Origin of the sequence: Phaeobacter porticola (assembly GCF_001888185.1) — a bacterium.
In the GTDB taxonomy this organism is placed as follows: Bacteria; Pseudomonadota; Alphaproteobacteria; order Rhodobacterales; family Rhodobacteraceae; genus Phaeobacter; species Phaeobacter porticola.
Map to the genome: position 1 here is coordinate 66,382 of NZ_CP016365.1, position 23,971 is coordinate 90,352.

The window sequence follows — 23,971 nt, forward strand, 5'->3', positions numbered from 1 at the left end:
GAGATATCGGACCACTCTGGCAGTCTTTGGTCATCTAGCCTAGGTCGCGCAACAGCGCCTGCGAGGGCGTCCCGGTAGCTGGCAACCCACGACTTTGCTGGTACGAGCGGATTGCCTTTTCGCTATTGGGTCCAATCACGCCATCTGCGCCATCAGTGTCAAAACCCTTTGCGGTCAGGCGCTTTTGTAGGGCGATGCGATCGTCCTTGGTCAACCCATTGGCATCTGGAGGGAAGTTGCTGTGCAGAGGCCCTGCGCCACCAATACGATCGGCCAAATGGCCGACGCCAATCGCATAAGCGTCTGAGTTGTTGTAGCGTTTGATGGCGCGGAAATTTTTAGTCACGGCAAACCTTGGTCCGCCGGATTGTGGCTGGATCACACTGCCGCTAGCGGGTGTAGAGCCGACCACTTCTTGTCCCCAACGTTGTCCTCGGGTCCAGCCATTGCGGGCGAGATAGGCGGCGGTTGAGGCGAGAGCATCGCTGGGATCTTCGGACCAGATGTCGCGGCGTCCGTCACCTGTAAAATCGACGGCAAATGCCTGATAAGACGTCGGAATGAACTGGGTATGGCCCATTGCACCGGCCCAGCTGCCCGTCATTCGCTCGGCGGTTATGTCGCCGTTCTGCAGAATCTTCAGCGCAGCAATCAGTTGTTTTTCAAAAAACGCGCCCCGGCGGCCATCGAATGCCAGTGTTGATGTCGCAGAGATCACCGGTACGTCGCCGCGGCGTTCCCCAAAAAAGCTCTCTAGCCCCCAGATTGCAGTGATGATTTCCGCATCGACACCATAGGTTTTCTCAAGCGTGGCAAGCGTGCTGCGATGGCGGGCAAAGGCGGCACGGCCCTTGGTCACCCGTTCGTCTGAGGCTGCGATCGAGAGATAGTCTTCCAGGCTGCGCTTGAATTCTGTCTGATTGCGATCACGCTTGATCACGCCCGGCAAATAGCCTGCGCCGCGAAATGCTGTGGAGAGTGTGCTACTGGAGATGCCGTTAGCAGCGGCGCGCTGACGGAAACTGGCAACCCAAGCGTCATAGGCGCTGTTCGGCACCGGGCGTAGATCAGCGGGCAAGCCACCGCTCTGGACTGAGGGGGCGTTGTTGCCCGTGACCCCGCCACTACAGGCCCCAATACCAAGCGCCATCAGGCCAAATCCAAAGCTGCGTCGTGAAATTGTCATCTGCCTGCCTGCTTTTCGCTGCCGTTTTTTACACAGTAGCGGATCGCTGCTGCCCTGCAAGGTGAGGCAGGCAACAATTCGCCAATGTTTCTAGGCATATCTTATTCTATGGGATCAAGGCTCGTGGTCAGACGATAAAACTCCCGCTCCTCTGACGTCAGTAGGTAGATCTCATCTGCGGGTGTTACCAGTGCATGCTGCATCAAGAGCGGGTCGACCCCCATATCCTGTAGGTAGCGCATGACATCGCCCTGGCCGCGCTGGATTTGTTCAACTGCGACAAAGGCAGGCAGCACAGTGTTCTGACCAAAGTAGTGCTGGTGAACCCCAACCATGGCATCCTGGTCAGCGTAGCGCGCCACCCCAGCGGCCAGTACATAGGGGCACGCCGATAGGCAAATATCGCTCGCGCTCATCACGGTATTCATTTTGCGCTCGCGTATTGTGCGACCGATGTCCAGTGCGTCACGCACGGATCCGCCCGGACTGTTGAGATAGACCAGTGTGGGCGGGGTATCCTGCGTTGCAAGATATTCAGTGAACCTGGTCGCGTCACCTTCGGCGATACGACCGGTAAGGGTCAACACTGTCTTGCCCTGCCACTGTGGCGTGGCAAAGGACAATCGGCTTGGCATGTCATCTGTGGTCGGCAAGGGGCGGCTGCCGGGTGAGGGGGCACGGGCCGGCAGCCGGTCAGGAGTGAAGCGTCTGGTCTGATCTCCGGGGCCGATTGGATCTGTCAGTCCCGGCGCGTTCGACGGCCAGGCGAGACGGGGCAAGACCTGTGCCAAGTCAGTGCCAAGTAGGGCGGCAGCAAACCCCAACTGTACAGCCAGCGCCCAACGCAGCACGCGCCAAGTGTCTGGACGTTTTTGGCTGCGCGATGCTGAGATCGGCCTAGGCTCGCGACGTTCAGTCGGCACGGCGCTGATCGTCCAGTTTGGCAATATCAGCGCCTTGAATTTCGGCTGACGGATTGTTGTCCGGTGCTGTCGAGACTTGCTGACTGGGCGTGACAACAGGGCCGACGCGATCCAGCGAGGTGTCGATATCGCGGATTGCAGCCACGGCTGCGCGCAGCTCTGCCAACGTCATCGTATCCTCGGTTGTCGCGCCCTCGCGTCCGGCACGTATCGCGCCCTGTGTGATAGCAACGATCAGGACCAACACGGCTGGCAAAAGGTCAATTGCGATGGCGCCAGCCCAAGACGGAACAAAGTTGCCCGCATAGAGAATGACCGCGTCGGCGGCAGAGACGGGCGTGTAGGTCGTGTCGCGCGGCGGTGTCATGCTCAGTACCGATGCGGCTGCCGCGCCAAGGCCATCAGCGCGTTGGGCCAGAACACGGCGGACGCTGTCGATGGTGGCTTGCTGACCCTGCCGGGTCACCGCATCGGTGCCATCCAGCTCAGGTGTCACGACGCTATCTGAGAGATCCCGCGCAGCCCGCTGAACCAGGGGGGCAACCGACAGTTGACGCAATTGCGTGATGACATTGGCAAGGCGCACGGCCTCTTCTGAGAATAGTACTGAACGCTGTTCGACTGGGCCTTGTTCCACCGTGAGTGCCCGCATTCGGGACAGAATGACGTTGCCCTCGTCAAAGGCTGCCTCGACAAGCGGTTGCTGGCTGGTGATTTGGCTTTCAAGTGCGGCCAGTTCATCCGACTTCTGGCGTAGCAGACGAAAAACTGCACCTTGGCCGGCAAATCCGGACAACTGACCGGTTGCCTCCTGCTCAGAGAGGTCCACAAAGGTCTGACGTACACGCGCGACATCGCGTACAAGGCTTTGACCACTTTGGGTAATTTCGTCCGCTCGTTCGAGTGCGGTTTGATAATCCTGCACGGTTTTGGCCAAATGCTGCTCCACAGCGGCGGCGCCTGCGAGTGCGGCAGCATTCAGCCAGGATGACATGGCGATGATCGCGACCGAGCCAAGGGCCATAGAAAGCACCAGTCCAATCCGGGCTGCCACGGTGCGCACGGCGGGAACCAGCCGCATCATATAGGACCAGAACACAAAAATGCCGACCGACACAGCAACAGAATAGGCCAGCGCCGCGATCACGGAGAACGCTCCAGTATCATCAAGCAGCGAGGACACGCCGAGATAGGTGTATATTCCGGATGCAACCGCCAAGACACCAAGAGCGGTGCCGGTGATATTATCCAGCCAGCTCAGGTGATCCTCTAGGTCGCGCGCATTTCTGGCGGCACGGGCTTCGCTGCGGCTTAGTCTGGACTGCGGTCCCGATGGGTGACCTGAATGGTCCGTTGTCATACGCGATGCTCCCTGTTGATTGCCCCAAGATATGGTGCATCGACGCGGATGCAAATGTCGTTCCGGCGTTCATCGGGATTTTGCGTTTTGCGTGATGTGCGATCATCGGTCGTTTTTTGCGTGCTGTTTCGTGTTTTTAGGGTGGAGCCTGCGTTTCAGAACTCCCCGCACAATGTTCGGGCAGCACAGCAGAGACACGTTATCGAAAGCGATAAGGGCTGCGATTTCTGACTCCGATATCGAAACGTTCTTCGGAGCGAGTTACAAGTGGAAAAGCTGATGTCGCGATACGATCAATGGTGCCTATCATTAAATGATAAAAGGGAAATTTATGTGTATCCGCGACGGCATCGTAAAGTCCCTGTTTACAGTGGGTGCTGAGTGGCGATATCAAATCGAGCAATCAAGCAGAGCACTCCGGGTCAGTTGACACCGGATCTCCAGCCCAAATGAGGTAGAGATGACTGAAACCGCGACTGAAACTGTGCTCACAATCCTGCAAAACGATTTTGAAGAGATTGTTGATGCATGGATCTCCACTCAGAGCGATGAAGGTGTCCAACGAACTGACCTGTTTAGCCACAAGGAAGGCCGCGAACAAACCAGTGCGCTTGTGAGGGCCTTGGTCACCGGCATCGAAAAAGGTGCGACGGGCGACCGTTTCGACCTGGCCAGCGATGCTTGGTCGGAACTGCGGAATGTACTGGTTGATGTGACACAAGAGCGCAGCGAACGCGGGGTTACACCCAGCGATATGGCTTCATTCGTATTGGCGTTGAAAGCGCCGGTGTTTTACCGGCTCAAGGATCGGCTGGCTAAGTATCCTGCCAACCTGGTTGAGGAAATCTGGCTCTTCACCCGCGTTGTTGATGCGTTTGCCGTTTATTGCACAGAGGTGTTTATCGCCGAACGCGACCGCATCATTGAACAGCAACGCGATCAGATGCAGGAGCTGTCAACGCCTGTGGTGGAGCTGTGGGATAAAGTACTGACCCTGCCATTGATTGGCACGATGGATTCCGCCCGTGCTCAGGAGGTGATGGAAAACCTTCTAGAAACCATTTTACAGCGACAAGCCGAGGTTGTGATTGTTGATCTCACCGGGGTGCAGACCGTCGATACTCAGGTGGCACAACATATGTTGCGCATGGCAGCGGCAGTGCGCCTGATGGGAGCAGAATGTATCATCAGTGGCATCAGTCCGACCATCGCCCAGACCATGGTTCAGCTGGGTGTTGATGTTGGCGAGGTTACGACACGGTCGACCATTCGTAACGGCCTTGCCGACGCGTTGAGCCGGATCGGCTACGAGATCACTAAGAAAAAGGATCACTGACATGTCCAGCGCATCGGCCATATATCTTGTCGAAGGTGTGCTGTTGGTGGCAATCCAGGAAGATATCTCAGACACTGATATTCTGGACTTGCAAGAAGCCCTGTCAGAACGTGTGGTTGATGAAGCGGCTCGCGCTGTCGTGATGGACATCAGCGCGCTGGAGATTGTTGATACCTTTGTCGGACGTATCTTGGCACAGCTTGCCAGTGTCTCGAAGCTGTTGGATGCGCAGACCTATGTGGTGGGGATGCGACCGGCAGTTGCCATGACATTGGTTGAGCTGGGTATGGATTTGCCAGAAAGCAAGACCGCACTTAGCCTGACGCATGCGCTAAAGGACTTGCGAGGCGAGAGCAGGGGATGATACCCACGGACGGTGTTCTGGTTGGTGTGTATGCGCTGATCAGGGATCGCGACGTCATTCAAGTACGTCGTATTGCCGGGCATCAAATGGACCAACGTGGTGCCCGCACAGTTCAGAAAACTCGTTTTGTCACAGCTGTCAGTGAGATTGCCAGAAATGTCGTGATGCATGGTGGTGGAGGCGAAGCGCGTATCTATATCCACAGTGCCCCATCCGCGATCAGTGTGATTTGTACCGACAACGGACCCGGGATTGCGGATATGCAGGCGGCGTTCAGAGATGGGTTCAGCACGGCGGGCAGTATGGGACGCGGCCTTGGCGGCGCAAAGCGATTGAGCGACGAATTGGAGTTGGTCAGTGAGGATGGCAAGGGAACACGCGTGACAATGATGGCCCGGATATGACTCATTGGTTGCCCATCTCAGACCCGAGCGATGTATCGGTCTGTCGCCGCTACGTGCGCCAGTTGGCGCGGGCCGCAGGGTTTTCGAATGCCCGCACGGAAGAGATCGCGATAGTCGTCAGCGAAGCTGCGACCAATGTGCTTCGCTATGCCAATCGTGGCCGCTGCTTATTGCAGGTGATGCCGGGCGTGCGTGGAGCGCGGCTGGCGCTGATCGTATTGGATCGTGGTCCCGGCATTAATGCCCTGGACAAAATGATGCGGGATGGCGTCAGCAGCGAAAGCTCTGCCGGTCTGGGCCTAGGCGCGATGCAACGACTTTCGGATCGGTTTGATATTTATTCCAACAGTGAGGAGGGTACCGTGGTCGCCTGCGAATTCCAGGTGACGCCCTATCAACCACCGGTGATGGATGTTGCGGGCCTGTTGGTTACCCATCCAAGCGAGACATGCTGTGGGGATGCTTGGGATATGGCCTGCGTGACGCGGACTACGGTGCCCGATGGGCGACTAGATGTTATCCTTTGCGACGGGCTGGGCCATGGCCGACGGGCAGCAGATGCGTCTGAAGAGGTACTGCGTGGTTTCGCCCGCAAATCTGGCCGCAGCCCGGCTGCGGCGCTTTCGGATATTTCTGTCGATATTGCCGCAACACGGGGGGCGGTTGCGGCCTGTGTTGCCGTAGCGGCGAGCGGGCGGCGGATGTCCTATGCCTCGGTCGGCAATATTGCGACAATCAGGACCCGCCTTGGAGAGACCAAACGATTTGCCACCCGTGATGGGCGGCTTGGGGCGGCGCGGGTCTCGCCTTTTTCGGATGAGATCGACCTGATACCGGGTGATGTCGTCATTCTGCACAGTGATGGTCTTGTGACTCTGCGCGACCTTCATGAAAAGCCCGCATTGCTGATGCGCTCAGCTTTGCTGATTGCGGGAAAACTCATGGCCGAAAATTTCCGGGGTCGTGACGACGCCGGACTTGCTGTCATCAAAATTGCGAAAGAGACCTGATCCGGTGTCAACGGCTCTGATAACTTTAAAACTTGAGACAGAACAAGACGTTCTGCGGCTGCGCTTTACCGCGATGGCGATTACTAAGGCGCTGGGGTTTAGCACCTTTGCCCAGACGCGGGCGGTGACCGCACTTCTGGAGGCGGCGCGAAACGCGCAACAGCATGCCACAGTCGGGCGTGTCAGACTTAGTCTACACGAAGACGCCGACAAAGTAGCCCTACGCGCCATCGTCACGGACCAGGGCGCTGGCATTGAGAATCTTGAGGATATCATGAGCGGTCGGCACGCATCGACGGCCTCGGATGGGGCTGGTTTGGGCTTGGGCTTGGGGTTGCGGGGCTTGTCGCGGCTTGCCGACCGTCAGTCCATTCGCAGCAGTGCCGAAGGAACTGAAATTGAGTTGCTTTTTCGAACTCCTTTGAAGAGCGAGGCCATGATCACTGCGGTTCGATCCGCCACCGACGCGATTAGCAAAATCCGCAATGCCGACCCGGTTACAGAGCTGACAGAACAGAACCGCGTCCTGATTGAAGCGCTCACAGAACGGGACCTGTTGATGAAAGAGGTGCACCACCGCACCGGTAACAATCTGGCTCTGATCGGTGCGCTGATCCGAATGAGCCGTAGAGATGCTAAAGCCCCCGAAACGGTATCGGTGCTGTCGGATTTGGAAGCGCGTGTGCAATCTATCATCCGCGTACACGAACAGTTGCAACGCTCTGCGCGTGTTGATCATTTGCAGGCGTTGCCGTTTTTGCGCGAAGTTGCGGCCAACGCTGAAGATGCCTTTAACTCTGGAGCCTTGAAAGTTTCGGTCTCGGTCAATGGTGATGACCGCGAAATCCCCAGTTCGATGGCCATTGACCTTGGCTTGCTGGTGGGTGAGCTTCTGACCAATGCCTACAAACACGCCTTTGTCGGACGATCCGAAGGGTCGATTTCAGTTGAGTTGACGGAACAGGACGATGCTTTGCGGCTGGTTGTCGCGGACGATGGCAGAGGTTTGACCGAAGGCGATGCACGCCCGGAGCGGTCCGGTTCGCTTGGCTGGCGGATGATCCGCAGCATGGTTGGCAAATACGCAGGCACCACCGAGGTTGACGGCACAGACGGGATGCGCGTCCAATTCATTTTGCCAATGCACCAAGTGTGATCAGCCCGATTTTGCCAATGCGCACCAATAGGCGATCCCGCTGTCGATTGCCTCGTCGTTGAAATCATAGCCGGGGTTGTGCAGTGGCATAGCATGGGGGCCGTGAGTACCGTTGCCCATCAACACAAATGCGCCTGGACGGTGTTGTAAGAAGGCTGCAAAATCTTCGGAAAACCCAACTCGGCCGTACTCCGCGTCAATATTGCCGATTTCTTTGGCTGCACGGACGGCCATGGCCGTGGCGTCCAGGTCATTGACCAAGGGTTGAAAGGACGTTGAATAGTGGACCTCGCAACTGGCGCCCTGTGCGGCACATATACCGTTTGAAATAGCACGCATTCGGCGTTCGATGGTATTGGAGACATGCGCCTCGAACCCGCGACAATCGCCTGAAATGAAGACGTTGCTTGCCAGAATGTTACGAGCACCGTCTGTTTTAAAGTCGGTGACCGAAACGACGCAATGATCGCTTGCGGACACCGACCGCGAAGTGATGGTTTGTAACTGGGTCACGATCGACGCGCCGGTGACGATGGGGTCCACGCCTTTTTCTGGCATAGATGCATGACCGCCAAGACCTGTGACACGGATCTCGAAGTTATCCTCAAAGGCGCAGAACGGACCGACTTGAGTGGCAAAACTGCCAATAGGCATTCCGGGCATGTTGTGCAGGCCGTAAATGCGGCTGATGGCAAAGCGGTCGAACAGTCCATCCGCAATCATTGCGGCCGCACCGGTGCCGTTTTCCTCATCTGGCTGGAATAAGAAATGAACGGTCTGGTCTAGGTTCGGATCCTGTGCAAGGCGTAGTGCTGCACCCAATAACATTGTGCTGTGGCCGTCATGGCCACAGCCATGGAACCGGCCAGGATGGCACGAACGGTAGTCAAGACTTGTGGCCTCCTCAATAGGCAGCGCATCCATATCCGCGCGCAGGGCGACCCCTTCGGCATCCTCACCCCTTCGCAATGTCGCGACGATCCCAGAACCACCAATGCCGCGCGTGACCTCCAGCCCGCCACGTTCCAGCTCTAGCGCGATTGCGTTGGCGGTGCGCTTGAGGTTGAAACCCGTTTCAGGATGGGCATGCAGATCCCGGCGAAAGGCAACAAGGTCTAGATCAGGCATCGGCAACGGCGCCTTCCGACAGGATCACAAGCGGACGCATGTCTGGATGTATGCCTGCCTCAATATCCTGAAGCAACGCGGTCAGCCCAGCAGCGCCCGACGGCGTACTCGCAATTCCAAGCGTTGCTGCTGTCGCAACGCCATCCAATGCAGCGCTGTCAGAGATGGCGATATAGCGATCTGCGGATTTAGACAGGATGTCATAGGCCAGCATGGATGGCGTTTTGCAATCGAGCCGACCCATGTTGGAGACGGGTCCCTCGACAGTGACTATTTCACCCGCCTCGGCGCTGTGCTGAAGGCAGGGCGCGGCATCCGGTTCCACAACGATGATTTCTGGCTGAACGTCCCAATTGGTGCGTATCATATAGGCCATCGCACCCGCCAAGCCACCCACACCTGCTTGGAGATAAACATGCGTAGGCCATTGGCCAGAGCTGGCAAAAGTGTCGCGCATTTCTTGAGCGATAACGGTGTATCCTTCCATCACCAGACGAGGCGGCTCGGTGTAGCCGGGCCATGATCCATCTGCGAGATGAACGGCGCCGCTGTCCTCGGCGTCCTTGATTGCGGCGGCAATACTGTCCTCATAGGTGGCACCGGAGCGGACCACTTCTGATCCTTTGGCACGCAGCCGCTGAACAAAATCTTCGGGAACTGTTTCGGCCAGATGGATGCGGCACCTGGCGCCAAACAGCTGCGCTCCTGCAGCGACGGCCATCCCGTGATTGCCGGCACTTGCACAGACGAAGGTGACGTCCGATGCCGCCGCACGCCCGGCATCACTGCCGAGATCCGCCTGCTTAAGCCCAGTCTCATGCAACAGCAGCTGGGCCACGGCGTAAACACCTCCCATGGCCTTGAATGCGCCAAGACCCATGCGGTCGGTTTCATCCTTGATCCACACCTCTTGGCCATCAACCATATGCGGCGCAAGCGGTGTGGGGCGATAGGCCGGGCAGGCGTGCAGCATCTGCTGGGGTAGGGCGGGGTCAAGCGTGACATCTATTTTGTTCATAGGTATAGTCTAAATAGGAAATTTGCGGTGTTCTGATCAAAGTTGAGCAAATAGTGAGAAAATATTTCGTTTTGATAAGATGTTATGGGTAAAAATCTCGACAAGGCGGACATCACTCTGTTGACGCTATTACAGCGCAACACCCGTTTGGGGCTTGAGGCTTTGGCGGCGCAAGCAGGCTTGTCAGCGGCATCTGTACAGAGACGGCTAAAGTCTCTACGTGATCGAAAGGTTATCACCGGCGAGATTGCGCTGGTAGATCCTGCCAAGGTCGGCATGCCAATGACATTCGTGGTTATGGTTGAGCTGGAACGTGAGCGTTTGGACCAAATTGATGCCTTTACCCGACGGGCAGACGCTGAGCCTATGGTACAGCAGTGTTACTATCTAACCGGTGAGGCGGATTTTTGTCTGATTTGCACGGCATCGGATATGGAGGCGTTTGAAGAACTGACAAAGCGTTTGTTCTTTGAGGATTCTAATGTACGCCGTTTTCGTACATCCGTTGTGATGGGGCGCAAGAAGGTCAGCCTGGAAGTGCCAGTTGCAGCAGGCTGATGTCCAAACGGCAGGTGTGTTTCTAGTAACACCACCTCGCTACTTGAAAATCTTGATTGGCTGGAGTGTTCATCATGCTATTGCGTCTGCTGTATCTTCTATTGTTTTGTATCCTGCCAATTGGGCCTGTAATCGCCTTAGACCGCGCCAAGGTGGAGCGCCAGTTTCAGGGCTGGCTGGTGCAGGAAATTTGGCCCGAAGCAAAGGCTGCTGGTGTGCGGCGTGGTACGTTTGATGCCGCGTTTTCTGGGGTCAGTTTAAATTGGAAACTGCCTGATTTGGTTCCGCCAGGTAGCAGCGGCACCGCGCCCCGTCGCCAACGGCAGGCAGAATTTGGTGCGCCCGGGCGTTACTTCAACCGAGCTTCGGTTGATGGCGCAGCAACTATGGGACGCCGGATGGCCAAGCGGCATGCCGCAGTCTTGGCGCGGGTTGAGCAGAAAACTGGTGTACCGGGGCGCATCATTCTTGCGATTTGGGGACGTGAAAGCGGGTATGGTCAGGTTGCTATCCCGCACAACGTGTTCGAGGTTCTTGGCACCAAGGGGTTCATGAGCCGTCGCGCAGATTACTTCCGCAAAGAGCTGATTGCCGCATTGCAAATCGCCGAGGCCGGACACGCCCCCAAAGCGACAATGAAGAGCAGCTGGGCCGGGGCGTTGGGGCAACCGCAGTTTATGCCCACCAGTTTTCTTGAGTTTGCGGTAGATGGGGATGGTGATGGGCGCGCCGACATCTGGCGTTCGGAGGCTGATACCATTGCTTCCATCGGTGGGTATCTGGCCCGCCATGGCTGGGATAAAACACGTGATTGGGGTTTCGAGGTTCAGGTGCCCGCGACGGTGTCCTGTGCATTGGAAGGCCCTGATCAGGGGCAAAGCATCCGCAAATGGGAAGCGTTGGGGATCACTCGCAGTTCTGGCCGACCCTTCCCCGCGCACGAACGGGTCGGCAAAGCCTATCTGATGATGCCAGCCGGCACCAATGGTCCGGCATTCTTGGTGACACCTAATTTCTCTGTGCTGAAAGAGTACAACAAGAGCGACCTATATGCGCTGTTTGTCGGCCATGTCGGAGATCGCATTCAATTTGGTGTCAAAGATTTCACCGGACGTTGGGGCAAGGTGGACAGTATGTTACGGTCCGATGTGGCAGCGATGCAGCGCGGATTGGAGGCCTTGGGTCATGATGTTGGCGGGGCAGATGGGCTTGCCGGCTTCCGGACGCGTCGCTCAATTGGTCGCTGGCAAGAGGCAAGCGGACGGGCCGCGACCTGTTTTCCAAGTATGGCAATGCGAGACGTATTGGCGCACTAACTGTCCTGCTAGGCGTTGGCTTGCGCTGATGCGGCTTTTGGTTCCAGGGTGGTATCAGCCTTGATATCGCTTAAACCATCGAGCCAGAGAAAATAACCGGAAATCAAGTCAGTAAGATCGTAGTGCATCGACGCGAGACTGTTCCGCCTTGTGAAATCAAAGCGCGTCGGCGGAGCGATTTCTGTTCCCTTGGGGGCAGGCTCCGGCAAGGCCACTTCGGGTACGAATTGCGCGATCTCATCGTAAATTTGCTGCCAGCTCCAACTGTTCGTTACTGCGAAATAGCGTCCGTCGGCTTTGGAGTTTTCCAGCGCGGCCATGCAAAGGGTGGCCAGATCCTGTGGGTGGATCATCGACATGGATCCGGTAGGCGTTCCGTGATGCCATGGTTGCGCTTTTCTGGCCATATTGCGAAGACGGCCAAGAATATGGCCATTCTGGTGGTAGGGCAGAACACCCGGCCCCACGATCATTCCCGAAAGCAAGATCACCAGCCGCAAACCGTGTTCTTCTGCCAGACGGGTGGCGGCGAGCTCCATCGCGGTTTTCTGCGCGGCAATGAACTTACCCTGTCGCAACTGGCTCTCAAGGTCAGAATGATGCCAAAGCTCATTCTTGATGGTTGGAGCTGTCTCTGGCTCGGCAGAGGCCGTACTGGACAGTAGCACTATATCACTTAATCCGCTGCGATAGGCGGCTTCTATCAAGGTGCAACAGGCGGATTGTGCAGGGGCCACGCAATGCGACAGGCCGCTTTTGTAATCCAACTCTGCGGCGGGCCTCCCATCGGGAGCGTTGCGAATGGACGGCAAGCAGGCGATCACTAGGGCGTCGGCGCCATTCAGCGCCTCCACAAAGCTCTCGGGGTGATCGGTGTCCGCGGCGGCAAGGCGCAATCGCTCATGTGCGCCCGGCATTGCCATCAAGGGTTTCGTTTTGTTGGCATCGGAAAGATCTCGCATGGTTCCCGTCACTCGCCAGCCCTGCGCAAGAGCAGCACGCGCGATATGGGCCCCTGCCAGTCCAGAAATCCCTGCCACGCAGAGATGCCTTGGATCGGATGCGGTGGCCTTATATCGCCCAGGGCGATGTGTTTCTGAAGCATGGGGCGTCAACTTGGGCTCCTGATGTCAGCTTCGTTGTGGAAGACGTGGGCGTCGGATCATTTCGCGGTCAGAGAATTTATCCCTAAGCTCGCAGGGATCAGAGGCTATTGCACATCGAAAATTTTGAAAGCTGATCCCCAATACATTGAGGGCTGCGCCTGTATCGGGCCTCAGAAATCCTGAGGCGCTGATTTCAAAGTTTCGATTGGATGTGTGTCTCGGTTTGCATGAGACCTGAAGGCAGCTGGACGACAGCGAACCCAAGAGGATGCGATGCGCCGCATGAGCAGGGCCACTGGCGGATCAGCTGCACCATTCGGCCATGCAACAGCAAGAGGGCTTTGAATTGACTGATCCTGTACAACGACCCCGCCTCCTTCAAAGCCTGATCGCCAATCAATGGTCTCACCACGGTGACCAAACACAGACGCTTTGTAATGCGGTAACGGAACAGCCTGGTGCTGAGTTGGCCTTTGGGCGCGCTGACGCGTCAAGGGCGGTGGACTACGCACGCACAATCGCTGGGCCAGCACTGCGCTGCATGGGTTTTCATGACCGGGCACAACGGTTGCGCGCTCTGGCCCGCATTCTGAGAGACAATCGAGCCGCGCTCTATCGTGAGAGTTTGACTGTCGGCGCGACCCGGCATGATTGCCAGCTGGATGTGGACGGCGGTATTGCACGCCTGTCTGCAATGGCGGGCCAGGCGCTGAAATCCCTGCCAAATGCCCGCATGTTACATCTTGAAGATGGCAGCCACCATGGTGGGGCAACCGGAAGCCAGCAGATCCTAGCGCCTCTGACGGGGGTCGCATTGCATGTCACTGCAATGGACAATCCGGTTTCGGGCTTGCTGGAACAAATTGTGCCTGCGTTGATCGCGGGGGTTCCCTGTGTCATTCGGCCTGCGCGTGACACGGCCGCTGTGAGCGAGCGCCTTGTAAAATTGATCCATGAGAGTGACATCTTACCCGATGGTACCCTGCAGCTGATCTATTGTGACATAATGGATGTACTGGATCATCTGTCCGCTGGCGATGCCGTTAGTTTTTCTGGCAGCCGCACCGCAGCCCAGAAAATCCGCCAGCATACTGTCGTTTCGTCAGGTCTGGTGCGCTTCCAGTCTTGCGAGACCGGACTGTCGGCGGCGATCCTGGGCAGCGATGTGGTGTCCGGCAGCCCGGAGTTCTCGTTTTTTCTACATGAAATTCGCAGTGAAATGACCTTGAGAGCCGGCCAGCGGCGACATGCCGTGCGACGTATCCTGTTGCCACGTTACCGTGAAGCAGAGGTGGTAGACCACTTGGCGAAAGCGCTGTCAGAAACGGTGATCGGGTGGCCAGATGACCCTGCCACACAGATGGGCACACTGGTCTCGCGCAAGCATATGGAGACTGTGCAGAACGCACTGAGCGGGTTACAGCGCGAGGCGGATGTGGTTTCTGGTCCCGTGGAAGTCGCCGCCGAAGGTGCGGGTGCCTTTCTGTCGCCTGTTTTGCTGCACTGTGAGCAGCCCGCCTATGCCAAGTCCATTCACCATACCCTTGCGCAGGGTCCGGTTGCCACGGTGATGGCCTATGACAGTCTATGTGATGCCATCGCTATGGCCAATCTGGCACCTTGCTCGCGGTTTTCAAATGTATTCACCAATGACAGCCCGCTGGCGCAAGAGGCTGCGGCCTGTCTGACATCGGCTGAGGGTCAGGTTCGGATCTGCGGCAGTGATATGGCACGACAGGCGCTGGAACTGGTTCCTGATCGGACAGTGCCACGCCTGTTTGCCACGGCTCATAATCATCAGGTCTGTGGCGCGCAGGATATTCGCCGTTCTGTCGCTGCGTATATGATGCGAACGGAGATTCATGCGCCGCCACAGCTGCTGACCGCGTTGACGGGGCGCTGGGTGGAAGGAGCTGAAACTCGTTGCAATGGGCATCCGTTTCGCAAGTCACTGGAAACACTGCGCATTGGAGATCAACTTATCACAGCGTCGCGACGGATCAGCGAAGAAGATGTCGAGCAATTTGCACATTTTACCGGCGATGTGTTTTACGCACACATGGATCGCGAAGCGGCACGGGCGCATCCGTTCTTTGATGATCGGGTAGCGCATGGTCAGCTTGTGGTCTCTTTTGCCAACGGGTTGCTTGTGGATCCTGCGCCGGGCCCTGTTCTGGCCAATATCGGTTCTGACAATCTTCGGTTTCACGCACCGGTTTATTTTGGCGATTGCCTGCATGTCCGGGTCACTTGCAAGGAGATAAGTCCGCGTGCATCGGCCCCATTTGGTGATGTGCGCTGGGATTGCTGTGTTTTGAACGCCTGCGGTGCGGTGGTGGCGCGTTTTGATCTGCTGACACTGGTGATGAAAAGCTGGCCGCCATTGCCAACAGAGACAAGCCCAGCTGCCGGGGCGGTACAACCGGCGACGCAAATCGCAGCAACGGATCAGGTGGCGGTCACCCATCCGGCCGAATAGGCCAATCGTAAACAGCTGATAATAAGGATATCTTTCATGAATAACCTCGACCCCGATTTTTCAACACGTCCTCGCATTCTGATTGGGGTGACAGGTTCGTTGGATGCAACCATGCTGCCGCTTTATCTGCGTGCCATCAAAAATGAGATCGATTGCGACCTGTCTGCGCTATTCACGCCAACTGCGACGAAATTTGTGAATATGGATGCGGTGGCGTTGTTTCTAGATCGGGTGATAAGCGGGGACAATCCTAAGGACTGGCCCACAGACAAGCCTGGTCGCATTGTGGCGGATCACGATATCCTTGCCATCTTGCCAACCACGGCCAACACGCTATCGGCAATTGCGCATGGCTCCTCTCAAAACCGTCTGACGACTGTAATCTTGGCAGCGACCTTTCCGGTGCTGTTGTTTCCCGTCATGGGCGGACCAATGTGGGAAAAACCGGCTGTGCGTCGTAACGTAGCCCAGCTGCGCGAGGATGGCTACGAGGTGTTCGAGCCGGTCTGGCGTGAGAACTATGATCCGCTGCTGAAGATCCAGCATGGTCATCACTCTTTGCCGGACCCTGAGCAGGTGGTGAAAATTTTGCAAAGCCGCCTCCCATCTCCGCGCTGATCCTCGATCAGAGGTTTGACGTGCTGCGGCGTAGTTTCACTGCGCCGCATATTTGTTGGGCTAAGGAATCTGCAACGTAAGTGACTTGGAAAACATCCCTCCGCTAGGGCTCGCTAACACCCTGTGATCCTGCGCGCGCAATGAGACGGTGATCTGATGCGATCCTGCGGGTAGGTGCCCGATGAAGACATCAGGGTGATAGGCGGTTGCGATTTTTTGCAAACCTAGGTGGACATGGGCATGGCCCAACGCGGTGGCATTGGCCTTGCTGACGCAGAGTTCGGTGAAGGCAAAATTCTTGACTTCTATCCGCAGCCACCATCCATCAGATGGGGCGAATTCGGCGAAGATCTCCAGCTCTGGACGGGGCTGGCTCTTAGGTATTGTGACAAACAAAGCCGATGGCAGCGCATCAACTTTTGAGATCATCGGAAGGCTGGCACAAATCGCAATCAGCGGGGTCGAAGCGATTAAACTGAGGTAGAGAATAGACCGCAGCATGAGTTCAAACCGTTTGTATGTCGCCAAGGGGCTGTGGCTCTCGACGTCGGATGTCTAACGGTGCGCCACCATGCAGCAGAAAGAATAGGAACACGCCGTAAAGATTGCCATGCAGCAAGGGGGACTCTTGCAAGCTGACGGCGAAGAATGTGAAGGCAAACAGCAGGAACAGCGAAATCGGGCGCACCAACTGTCCAAGGGCCAGCAAAACGCCTGCCAGGAGTTCAACAGCCATCATGATCAGCGCAACCATGGGCAGCGGGATACCTAAGAAGGATATATCGCCGTGTTTTAGGATCGCGATCAGCAGTGTGGGTTGCAGGAATTTCACCAAAATAGCGATAATGACAAAGGTGCCACCAATGGTAATCTGCGCAAGGCTCCAGACGAGAGTTGGGGTGTTGGGCAACAGGGGCGGAATGCTGACCGAGAGCAAACGATCAAAGCTGAGCGCCCCGCCTCCATAATGCATGAGCAACAAGGCAGGTGCTGCAAAATGCAGCCCGTAGTATGCAATGAAATCGAGGGAAAAGAGACAGCTGCCGAGCGCCACCAGACCTAAGAGGCCCATGGCCGCAATGCGGGTTGCAAGCCCAAGCGTTAGAAACGCCGATATCATCAGCGCAGGCAACGCCAGCCAATCCCAACCTTGGGTCAATGTCAGAGGCATATCAGGCACAAAGAGTGTTGGCGTACTCCAGATCTCTGTGCCGTGACGCGGCAATCCGCCAAGCGCGTTCAATCCAATGGTTAACCCCAGCCCAACTCGTAGGCAAAGCGGTCCCCAATCACGGCTTCGTTTGTGCAAGGGCGCACAAAGCCTGTCTTCCCAAGGGCGGATCATTTGTCCAGAAAAAACTGTTGTAAAGACGATCACGCTGCAGATTGTTGCGAACCCGATCAGCAGGACCGGATCGCGAAACAGATCTGGTACTGAACTCTGCGACAGAGTTTTAACCTCGTCAGGAGTTAGTAGCCAGGGTTCGTGTGAGTGGGCCGTCCCGCTGCAAAAGCAAAGGAAAGCGGTCAAGCTGGCGGTTCGGCGTGTATGGGGACGCAGCGCCATGGCAAACTCCTTTGCACGGGGGCGGTGCACTAGAACAGGCTGGAAGAGGGCCCCGCGACAGGCAGGATGTGCCGCGGGGCATTCAAGTTTACTGCGAGAGTTCGGTGGCCAATACACCCGCACAATCAGCCGCCATATCGCTCAAGCTGGTTTGCCCCGGAGACCGCGGCGTGAGGAAGGCCGTACTGATGTAACTGCCAATTTGATAGCCAAGCATGTCACCGACTGTGTTGGAACGCCGATAGTGGACGCCACCAATGACACGTGACTCTGCTTCCTCCTCGGCAAACTGGGCAAAGGTCTGATAGCTGCGGCGATACCCATCTTTTCCCTCAAAGCTGAAGGTAAACTCGTCCGCACCAAATACGGTTTCCATAACCTGCTGTGCGGCGCTGCCACTGGTACAATGCTGGCAAGGGTATTCGGGGTGCATTGGCGCCGCCACTAACGGAGTCCAATCTTCCATCGGTACCAGATCAGGATGCTCATATCCTTGTCCGAGAGCAGCGATCGCCGTTTGTGGGCGCCAGAACTGGTAACTGTATTTGGCGTTGAACCCGGCGACCAACGCGTCGGTCAAAGCGATGTTCAACAGCGCCAAGGTCCGGGCTTCCTCGACGAGGGGAAGTTCACAGGCGCGACTGCTATCGCGCGCTATCTGGTTCCAGGCACCGGATCCCGAACCGGCGTGCAGCTTAGCAATCGCAATCAGTTCGGGATCGGTTTGCGACATAGCGCCGCCCAGCTTGGCAACTTCGGCAAGGTCGCGTTGGAATTGCAGGCTATCAAGCTGTGGCGGCGGAGGGACATCAAACTGTTTCGCGGAAGCCAGCGCAAAGGGTTGCATATTTCGGATCTTCGGGGCGACCATCGCGCGCTGAGAGGTTGGTTGATAGACGCCGTTGTCAGCTGGGCCGGGGGTGAAATCACTGGCAAAATCCGCGCCATCAGCAGCGCGTTTATTTAGTACTGCCTGAGCTGCAGCGCTGCCAAGCCGAATACCCGCCTCACGTGCGTCCGCATCGTTGATTTCAGCCAAATTCCGCTCGGCTGCGGCCGCAAGATCTGTCTCGCGCTCAGGCATCAGAGCCTGCATCACGGTCCGTGCGGCCTGCGTCACCGCCGCGCGTCGATCAGCCGAGGGATCCTGTGGACCGTCATAGGCGTAGGCGCGATAGGTTCCATCAACAGCATTCGCCGCATCGAACATGGCTGCGTGCAAAAGTGCCAGCGTGCGCTGACGTTGCGCGCCAGGCCATTTCTCTTCTACGACCAAACGCATTGCTGTTTCCTGCCAGTCGGCAGCAAGTTCGGCCTGTACGGGTGCGGCCAGAAAAATAGTGGCGGTCAGGCCGGTAACGCATGTGCTGGAAAGTAGGCGGCGTGCCCAAGGGGTCAGGGTCAACATCGGAATACCTCGTCCGTAATAATTGCAGCTACAGGTAGAAACGCTTTGACTGTTCGCACAAATCGAAAGTCCCGAAGGCGACCCTCAGCTTTTCTTCTGGGGGCCTTCGGGTGAGGCATGATTGCCGGATTAGAACATGCCCAGCAGGTGCCACCACAAAAGATCAAGTGGCGCGAGCAGCAGCAAACTGATCAGGAACAGGCTGAGACATAGGCGGATAACTGCGCGTGCCGGCAAATTTCCAGCTTGGATCGCCGCGACCAGTGGAGGGGCCTGGAACGGCAGGAAAACGTTGGAAAAGGCCACGACCTGCGTCATAAGAACGGTTTCCAATGGTAAGCTGGTTGCCTCTGACAGCTCACCTGCGAGTGGTGTCATCACGGCAGGAACGCCTGGCAGGTTGGTGATCATGGCTACCAGTGTCGACAGGCCAATCAGGATAGATGTGTTCCAAATCGGCCATTCCGTGCCAAAAGCCACGGTGCCAGTGATGGCGTTGACCACGGCCTCACCCAGGCCGGCAGATGAAATGACTGCCCCTAGCCCCATAATACCTGCCACAAACAAAAGCGCGCCGTAGCTGAGATCGGTGTTGATGCAACCCTTGCGGGTCAAATCTGCACCTGGCAGTAGGCAAATCAGCGCCGCCGCCATGCCAACCCAGGCAGGGGATACCATATGGACCTGATCGGTCAGCCAGAGCAGCAAGCAAAGCCCTAGTACCAGGCTAAGGAGTTGTTCCTGCCGACTGAACGGCCCGGTGGCCTGTGGGGGCTGCACTATGCGGGTAGGAATGCGATCAGGGAACATCACCATGGCCAGACCGACGAGAACGACGGATTTCAGGACGCCAAGCACGGGAAAATGTAACAAGAGGTAATCAAAATACGAGATTTGCACTCCGTAAATGGTCTCAGCCATGCCAACGAGGATCATGTTTGGGGCGTTTGCTGGCAGGATTGTGAAAGCCGGTGCAAACGTGCCAAAGGTGGCCACAGCCAGCATTCCTGTGCGGCCATTGGAGGCTGCGCCAAATCCCACACGCTCAGCTAGTGCCGAAATAACTGGCAGCAGGATCATGATACGTCCGATGGAGGATGGCATCACAAAGGCCAGCGCGACTGAAAATGCCACGATGCCCGATAGCAGCCCACCGTAGCTGCGCAAGGGAAGAAGCGCTAAGATACCTGCCGCACGTTTGTCGAGTGTGGTGTGTTTGATTGCCGCCCCAAGCACCAATCCACTGAATAGCAACCAGAACGTGGATGAGTGGAATCCAGAGAAGATCGTTTCCGGTGCGGCAACGCCTAAGACAATTGCAACGAGGAAGAACGCCAGAGCGGTCCAATACTCTGGCACTAGCCCAGTCGCCCACAGCCCGATTGAGGTGACAGACAAGGCCGCCACAATTGCTAAGTCTGGCGAGAGGTAGATTGATGTCGCCAGCGCTACTAGTGCGGCGCAGCCAAAGATCAGGAACAATGTCCACAGCGAGCGTAGGTTCCAGAGGGCCTGGAACCAAACCCGACCTTTGCGCAGCAGTTGCGGTTTGGATGATGAGGCGGAATGGCTTTGATCGGTCATGCGTCTGACGGTCCTCTGATCACATATGTGGGATTGGTATGGGACCGCCAACGGCAATGAATCCAATCGATTTATCAGAGACGGGGCCTCATGAATTCCAAAGGCTCTATCTGCCTCAGGGCTTTTGAGATCACTGCCTTATACCTCAGAAATACTGAGGTCTGGCATATGGCTTTCTGATTTTACGCTGCCAGCATAGCGCCATATCACGGGGTAACCGCTTGACGGTGGCCCGCTACGGCCTGCCCGCGCAGGATGAGCCAGCCCTTAGCCTTCCCTTAGATTTTTGTGAGAGATCATGACCGACGCCATGCAACTTTTGACATTGCCGACAGGCACGTTTGAGATCACTCCAATTGGTGTCGTGCGAACAGGGTTTTCCGAAGTGAGCGATTGTCCGATGTCAGGTCGTCGAAATGCCACTGCCAGCCGGATCGAGATCGCGCCGGAATATCAGGCGGCGTTGCATAATATCGCGTTGGCCTCACATCTGTGGGTGCTTTACTGGCTGCATAGATCCGATCGCAACGCACGGGTCCGTCGGGCGCGGGGCAATCAGGTGGCGCGAGGTGTCTTTGCCAGCCGGGCACCAAACCGACCGAACCCCATTGGACTGAGCGCGGTTCAGCTGCTGGATCACACGGACGGCATCCTAACGATCAGCGGTCTTGACTGCATTGATGGGACACCCGTTGTCGATCTAAAACCGGTGGTTCCTCAAGAAGATGCCCGTCCGGACGCCACAATTCGTTGGTAACCCATGTGCAGGATGTCCCGTCCTGCCCTTAGTAAAGGTACTGTTTATGCTGTCGTTGCATGCGTTCAATCTGGCCAAAATCTGGTCCTGCAGAGTGGCTGTCAGTCTCGCAATTGGGAGCGCAGTTTGTGGCGCAATCCAACCTGACGCGCTTGCGGCGGAAGAGGACCGGCGCGTGCGACAACTGGTGATCACAGACAGCAAAGGCGACCGGGGTTTGCTGGCCCCATATGTGCATCGCAAGAACGGCGTCAGCTATCTCTATACGACGTATGTTTTTGACACGCTTGTCAGTCAGGATGCTGATGGGAACCCGGCGCCGGGTTTAGCACGTTCGTGGCAACGTGCTCCTGATGGTCTGAGCTATGCGATACAGCTGCAGTCAGATGCCAAATGGCATGATGGTAAAGCAGTCACTGCAGAGGATGTCGCTTTTACCATGCGCTACATGTCTGAATATCCTTACGTATTTGGCTCTGTGAAATCAATCGAGCGGGTTGAAGTCGAGGGCCCCTATGACCTTAGGGTCTACGTCAAACGCGCTGAAACTGGCCTTGTTGAAGGCGTTTTTTCTGCGATACCGATCCTGCCTGAACACGTTTACTCAAGGATTGAGGATCCGTTCCGTTTTGCCTCTCTGGAGGCTGCAATTGGTAGCGGGCCTTACCGGTTGGCGGCATATGACAAGGCGCAGGGTCGCTATCTGCTAGAAGCAGTTACGGATCACCCACTAGGGCGGGCGCGCTTTGAGCAGATCCGGATCGTCAAGATGAACCCGGATGCCGCACTTCAAGCGATGAGTGCTGGCGAGGTTGATATCATTTCTTACTTGCCAGTGGATCGGGTCTTGGCGGCTGAGGCCGAGGGTTTCAAAGTAGAAGTCGCACCAAGCCACCATGTCATGCGCCTGGGTTTTAATCATCGCGGTCGCTTTGCTCTCCGGGAACTGCGTCAGGCAATCGCCTATGTCATAGATCGCAAGGCGTTGTTGGATACAGCTTTTCCTGGCACGGCGGAGTTGGCCCAAACGGGTTATTTCCAACCGGGATCGCGTTGGTGGAATGAGGACGACAATCCGACCTACGCCCATGATCCAGCAAAGGCCCACAAATTTCTAATCAATGCTGGTTGGGCGCAAACCGCAGCTGGACGTTGGCAACGTGAAGGTGACGATGTTTCGCTGCGGTTGATCACTGATGGTCGCAGCGTGAAATCAGCACGCGTCATTACTGAACAGCTTGAGATATTTGGATTTTCTATCGATCTACGGGTGATGGAACTAGGGGCGCTACGCAACCTCGTGGCGGAAGGAGCGTATGATTTGACGCTGTTTTCTTCTAGTACATTGGGTGATCCAAGCAACATCGGCCGCCGGGTTTTTGGCCGGGGTTGGAACAGTGATCGCTTTCCGGCCGATCCTGAAATGACAGGGCTGATCAGGGCGCAAACGGTTGCTTCCAGCCATGCCGAGCGTGTTGAAGCGCTGGATCAGTTTCAGCGCCTTTATGCTGAAAACTTGCCGTCATACATGCTGGTCAATCCCTTAATGGCGACGACCTTCAATGAAAAGCTATCAGCCCCGTTTATGCCGGGTGGTGTCGCGGTCGGCATACCCTCGGCACTGCATAAATCCATTTTCCTGGAGTGATCCGGTGACAGATACGTCAGTCGTGTCGGTGGATCGGGAATTGTCGGTTGCCAGGGGTTTTCGATCGGTACCATTTGCCAATTTGGTACGGTTTGCAAGTGGACTTATTCTGCGGTTATTGGTTTTTGCTTCTATCGTCGCGATCTGCGTGGTGTTGCCCCGGCTGATGCCCGGAAATACGCTTGAAATCATGCTATCCACCGATCTTGCGCGGGGACTAACCCCCGCAGAGGTTCGTGACTTGCAAGAGAATATGGGGCTAGGCGGAGATCTCTTTGGGCAGGTTCTTGATTATACTGCGAATCTCCTAAACGGGGACTTAGGTTATTCGATACCCCACGCGGCCCCAGTTGGGCAGCTGTTGATCGCGGCGTTCCCATGGACCGGATTGCTGATCCTAGGTGCAGCGCCAATCTTTCTAATCGGTGGTGCCCTCGCCGGGATCGAAGCGGGCCGCATGCCGGGGCAGGGTGTGGATCGCTGGAGTACACCGTTGATTACCGTGATGGCCAGTCTGCCGCCTTTTGTGGGCGCTGTACTGCTATTACTGGTTTTTGGTGTCCTATGGCCGATCCTGCCAACAAGTGGTGCCCAGCCATTGTTCCCAGCAACCGAAACCCTGAGCCACGCGTTTGATATTGCGCGACATGCCGTATTGCCGTCGCTGGCGCTGGCCCTGCATGAATTGGCCCGGTTCTTTTTCCTTGCCCGTGCTGAAACAATCCACCTGGCACAGCGTGATTTTGTAGTGAACGCGCGTGCGCGGGGCGTGTCGGTATGGCGCATCCGCTGGGTTTACATCGGGCGCAGTCTGGTGCCCGCTTACCTTGCGCGTCTGAGTGACACGATGACGGGTTTGATCAGTGCAGTGTTTTTTGTCGAGATCGTTTTTTCCTATCCGGGCACTGGATACCTAATCTACAGCGCAATTCTGGAACGGGATTATGATTTGTTGCAAGGTACAATCGTGTTTGTCGCCGGCTTTGTTCTGTTGGTGAATTGGTGTGTTGATGGGCTGGCAACCCGCCTTGCGGAGCGTGGGTGA

Annotated in this window: 22 protein-coding genes; 12 read left to right on the plus strand and 10 right to left on the minus strand. The window is 56.6% G+C overall.

What is annotated here, in order from left to right; genetic code table 11:
- Positions 1–34: 34 nt before the first annotated feature.
- The 3 genes from PhaeoP97_RS17815 to PhaeoP97_RS17825 form a co-directional block, all read right to left on the minus strand.
- Entirely contained in the window at positions 35–1,186 is a 1,152-nt protein-coding gene (locus PhaeoP97_RS17815; protein WP_072506610.1) for a lytic murein transglycosylase, read from the minus strand.
- Between the two features lie 101 nt (positions 1,187–1,287).
- The gene (locus tag PhaeoP97_RS17820; protein WP_237029042.1) at positions 1,288–2,133 is read right to left on the minus strand and encodes a COG3904 family protein; all 846 of its coding nucleotides are present in this window, start codon (positions 2,131–2,133) and stop codon (positions 1,288–1,290) included.
- The gene (locus PhaeoP97_RS17825) at positions 2,099–3,469 is read right to left on the minus strand and encodes a hypothetical protein (protein WP_072506611.1); all 1,371 of its coding nucleotides are present in this window, start codon (positions 3,467–3,469) and stop codon (positions 2,099–2,101) included. The genes PhaeoP97_RS17820 and PhaeoP97_RS17825 overlap by 35 nt, the downstream gene beginning before the upstream one ends.
- A gap of 460 nt (positions 3,470–3,929) precedes the next feature.
- On the opposite strand from PhaeoP97_RS17825, the gene PhaeoP97_RS17830 reads away from it, so the two are divergent.
- The 5 genes from PhaeoP97_RS17830 to PhaeoP97_RS17850 are packed head-to-tail and all read left to right on the plus strand — an operon-like array spanning position 3,930 to position 7,739.
- Entirely contained in the window at positions 3,930–4,805 is an 876-nt protein-coding gene (locus PhaeoP97_RS17830; protein WP_072506612.1) for an STAS domain-containing protein, read from the plus strand.
- A gap of 1 nt (position 4,806) precedes the next feature.
- Complete coding sequence (locus tag PhaeoP97_RS17835; protein ID WP_072506613.1) at positions 4,807–5,169, plus strand: STAS domain-containing protein; 363 nt, start codon at positions 4,807–4,809, stop codon at positions 5,167–5,169.
- Positions 5,166–5,573 (plus strand): ATP-binding protein, encoded by a 408-nt coding sequence (locus PhaeoP97_RS17840; RefSeq protein ID WP_072506614.1) that lies wholly within the window; start codon positions 5,166–5,168, stop codon positions 5,571–5,573. Before PhaeoP97_RS17835 ends, PhaeoP97_RS17840 begins: the two co-directional genes overlap by 4 nt.
- Positions 5,570–6,583: an ATP-binding protein gene (locus PhaeoP97_RS17845; RefSeq protein WP_072506615.1), complete on the plus strand. Its 1,014-nt coding sequence runs from the start codon at positions 5,570–5,572 to the stop codon at positions 6,581–6,583. The genes PhaeoP97_RS17840 and PhaeoP97_RS17845 overlap by 4 nt, the downstream gene beginning before the upstream one ends.
- A 4-nt stretch (positions 6,584–6,587) precedes the next feature.
- A complete protein-coding gene (locus tag PhaeoP97_RS17850; protein ID WP_237029043.1) occupies positions 6,588–7,739 on the plus strand; it encodes a sensor histidine kinase in 1,152 nt (383 codons plus the stop codon).
- On the opposite strand, the gene PhaeoP97_RS17855 is transcribed toward PhaeoP97_RS17850, so the two are convergent.
- Together PhaeoP97_RS17855 and PhaeoP97_RS17860 are read right to left on the minus strand one after the other, a co-directional pair.
- The gene (locus PhaeoP97_RS17855) at positions 7,740–8,867 is read right to left on the minus strand and encodes an amidohydrolase (protein ID WP_072506616.1); all 1,128 of its coding nucleotides are present in this window, start codon (positions 8,865–8,867) and stop codon (positions 7,740–7,742) included.
- On the minus strand, positions 8,860–9,885 hold the full coding sequence (locus PhaeoP97_RS17860) for a pyridoxal-phosphate dependent enzyme (protein WP_072506617.1): 1,026 nt from the start codon (positions 9,883–9,885) through the stop codon (positions 8,860–8,862). The genes PhaeoP97_RS17855 and PhaeoP97_RS17860 overlap by 8 nt, the downstream gene beginning before the upstream one ends.
- 84 nt (positions 9,886–9,969) lie before the next feature.
- Here PhaeoP97_RS17860 and PhaeoP97_RS17865 point away from each other — a divergent pair, with 84 nt between their 5' ends.
- Both PhaeoP97_RS17865 and PhaeoP97_RS17870 read left to right on the plus strand, forming a co-directional pair.
- Positions 9,970–10,443: an Lrp/AsnC family transcriptional regulator gene (locus PhaeoP97_RS17865; protein WP_072506618.1), complete on the plus strand. Its 474-nt coding sequence runs from the start codon at positions 9,970–9,972 to the stop codon at positions 10,441–10,443.
- A 74-nt stretch (positions 10,444–10,517) separates the two neighbouring features.
- Positions 10,518–11,759, plus strand: coding sequence for a lytic murein transglycosylase (locus tag PhaeoP97_RS17870; RefSeq protein ID WP_072506619.1), 1,242 nt, complete (start codon positions 10,518–10,520; stop codon positions 11,757–11,759).
- A gap of 8 nt (positions 11,760–11,767) precedes the next feature.
- Here PhaeoP97_RS17870 and PhaeoP97_RS17875 read toward each other — a convergent pair whose 3' ends face one another.
- Entirely contained in the window at positions 11,768–12,799 is a 1,032-nt protein-coding gene (locus tag PhaeoP97_RS17875; protein WP_072506620.1) for an NAD-dependent epimerase/dehydratase family protein, read from the minus strand.
- 388 nt (positions 12,800–13,187) lie between these two features.
- Here PhaeoP97_RS17875 and paaZ point away from each other — a divergent pair, with 388 nt between their 5' ends.
- On the plus strand, positions 13,188–15,344 hold the full coding sequence (gene paaZ, locus PhaeoP97_RS17880; RefSeq protein ID WP_237029044.1) for a phenylacetic acid degradation bifunctional protein PaaZ: 2,157 nt from the start codon (positions 13,188–13,190) through the stop codon (positions 15,342–15,344).
- A 36-nt stretch (positions 15,345–15,380) separates the two neighbouring features.
- Entirely contained in the window at positions 15,381–15,962 is a 582-nt protein-coding gene (locus PhaeoP97_RS17885) for a flavoprotein (protein ID WP_072506621.1), read from the plus strand.
- 60 nt (positions 15,963–16,022) lie between these two features.
- Here PhaeoP97_RS17885 and PhaeoP97_RS17890 read toward each other — a convergent pair whose 3' ends face one another.
- The 4 genes from PhaeoP97_RS17890 to PhaeoP97_RS17905 all read right to left on the minus strand — a co-directional run bounded on the left by PhaeoP97_RS17890 (position 16,023) and on the right by PhaeoP97_RS17905 (position 20,521).
- Positions 16,023–16,463 carry a hypothetical protein gene (locus tag PhaeoP97_RS17890; RefSeq protein ID WP_072506622.1) on the minus strand — a complete coding sequence of 147 codons (441 nt, stop codon included), beginning with the start codon at positions 16,461–16,463 and terminating at the stop codon, positions 16,023–16,025.
- A gap of 4 nt (positions 16,464–16,467) precedes the next feature.
- The gene (locus PhaeoP97_RS20675; RefSeq protein ID WP_237029045.1) at positions 16,468–17,133 is read right to left on the minus strand and encodes a hypothetical protein; all 666 of its coding nucleotides are present in this window, start codon (positions 17,131–17,133) and stop codon (positions 16,468–16,470) included.
- A 484-nt stretch (positions 17,134–17,617) separates the two neighbouring features.
- Complete coding sequence (locus PhaeoP97_RS17900) at positions 17,618–18,937, minus strand: vanadium-dependent haloperoxidase (RefSeq protein WP_072506624.1); 1,320 nt, start codon at positions 18,935–18,937, stop codon at positions 17,618–17,620.
- A gap of 129 nt (positions 18,938–19,066) precedes the next feature.
- Positions 19,067–20,521 (minus strand): SLC13 family permease, encoded by a 1,455-nt coding sequence (locus PhaeoP97_RS17905; RefSeq protein WP_072506625.1) that lies wholly within the window; start codon positions 20,519–20,521, stop codon positions 19,067–19,069.
- A gap of 298 nt (positions 20,522–20,819) precedes the next feature.
- Between PhaeoP97_RS17905 and tsaA the strand changes: the two genes are divergently transcribed.
- The 3 genes from tsaA to PhaeoP97_RS17920 all read left to right on the plus strand — a co-directional run bounded on the left by tsaA (position 20,820) and on the right by PhaeoP97_RS17920 (position 23,971).
- Positions 20,820–21,278, plus strand: coding sequence for a tRNA (N6-threonylcarbamoyladenosine(37)-N6)-methyltransferase TrmO (gene tsaA, locus PhaeoP97_RS17910; protein ID WP_072506626.1), 459 nt, complete (start codon positions 20,820–20,822; stop codon positions 21,276–21,278).
- Positions 21,279–21,495: 217 nt separating this feature from the next.
- Positions 21,496–22,926: an ABC transporter substrate-binding protein gene (locus tag PhaeoP97_RS17915; protein WP_237029046.1), complete on the plus strand. Its 1,431-nt coding sequence runs from the start codon at positions 21,496–21,498 to the stop codon at positions 22,924–22,926.
- A gap of 4 nt (positions 22,927–22,930) precedes the next feature.
- The gene (locus PhaeoP97_RS17920; protein WP_237029047.1) at positions 22,931–23,971 is read left to right on the plus strand and encodes an ABC transporter permease; all 1,041 of its coding nucleotides are present in this window, start codon (positions 22,931–22,933) and stop codon (positions 23,969–23,971) included.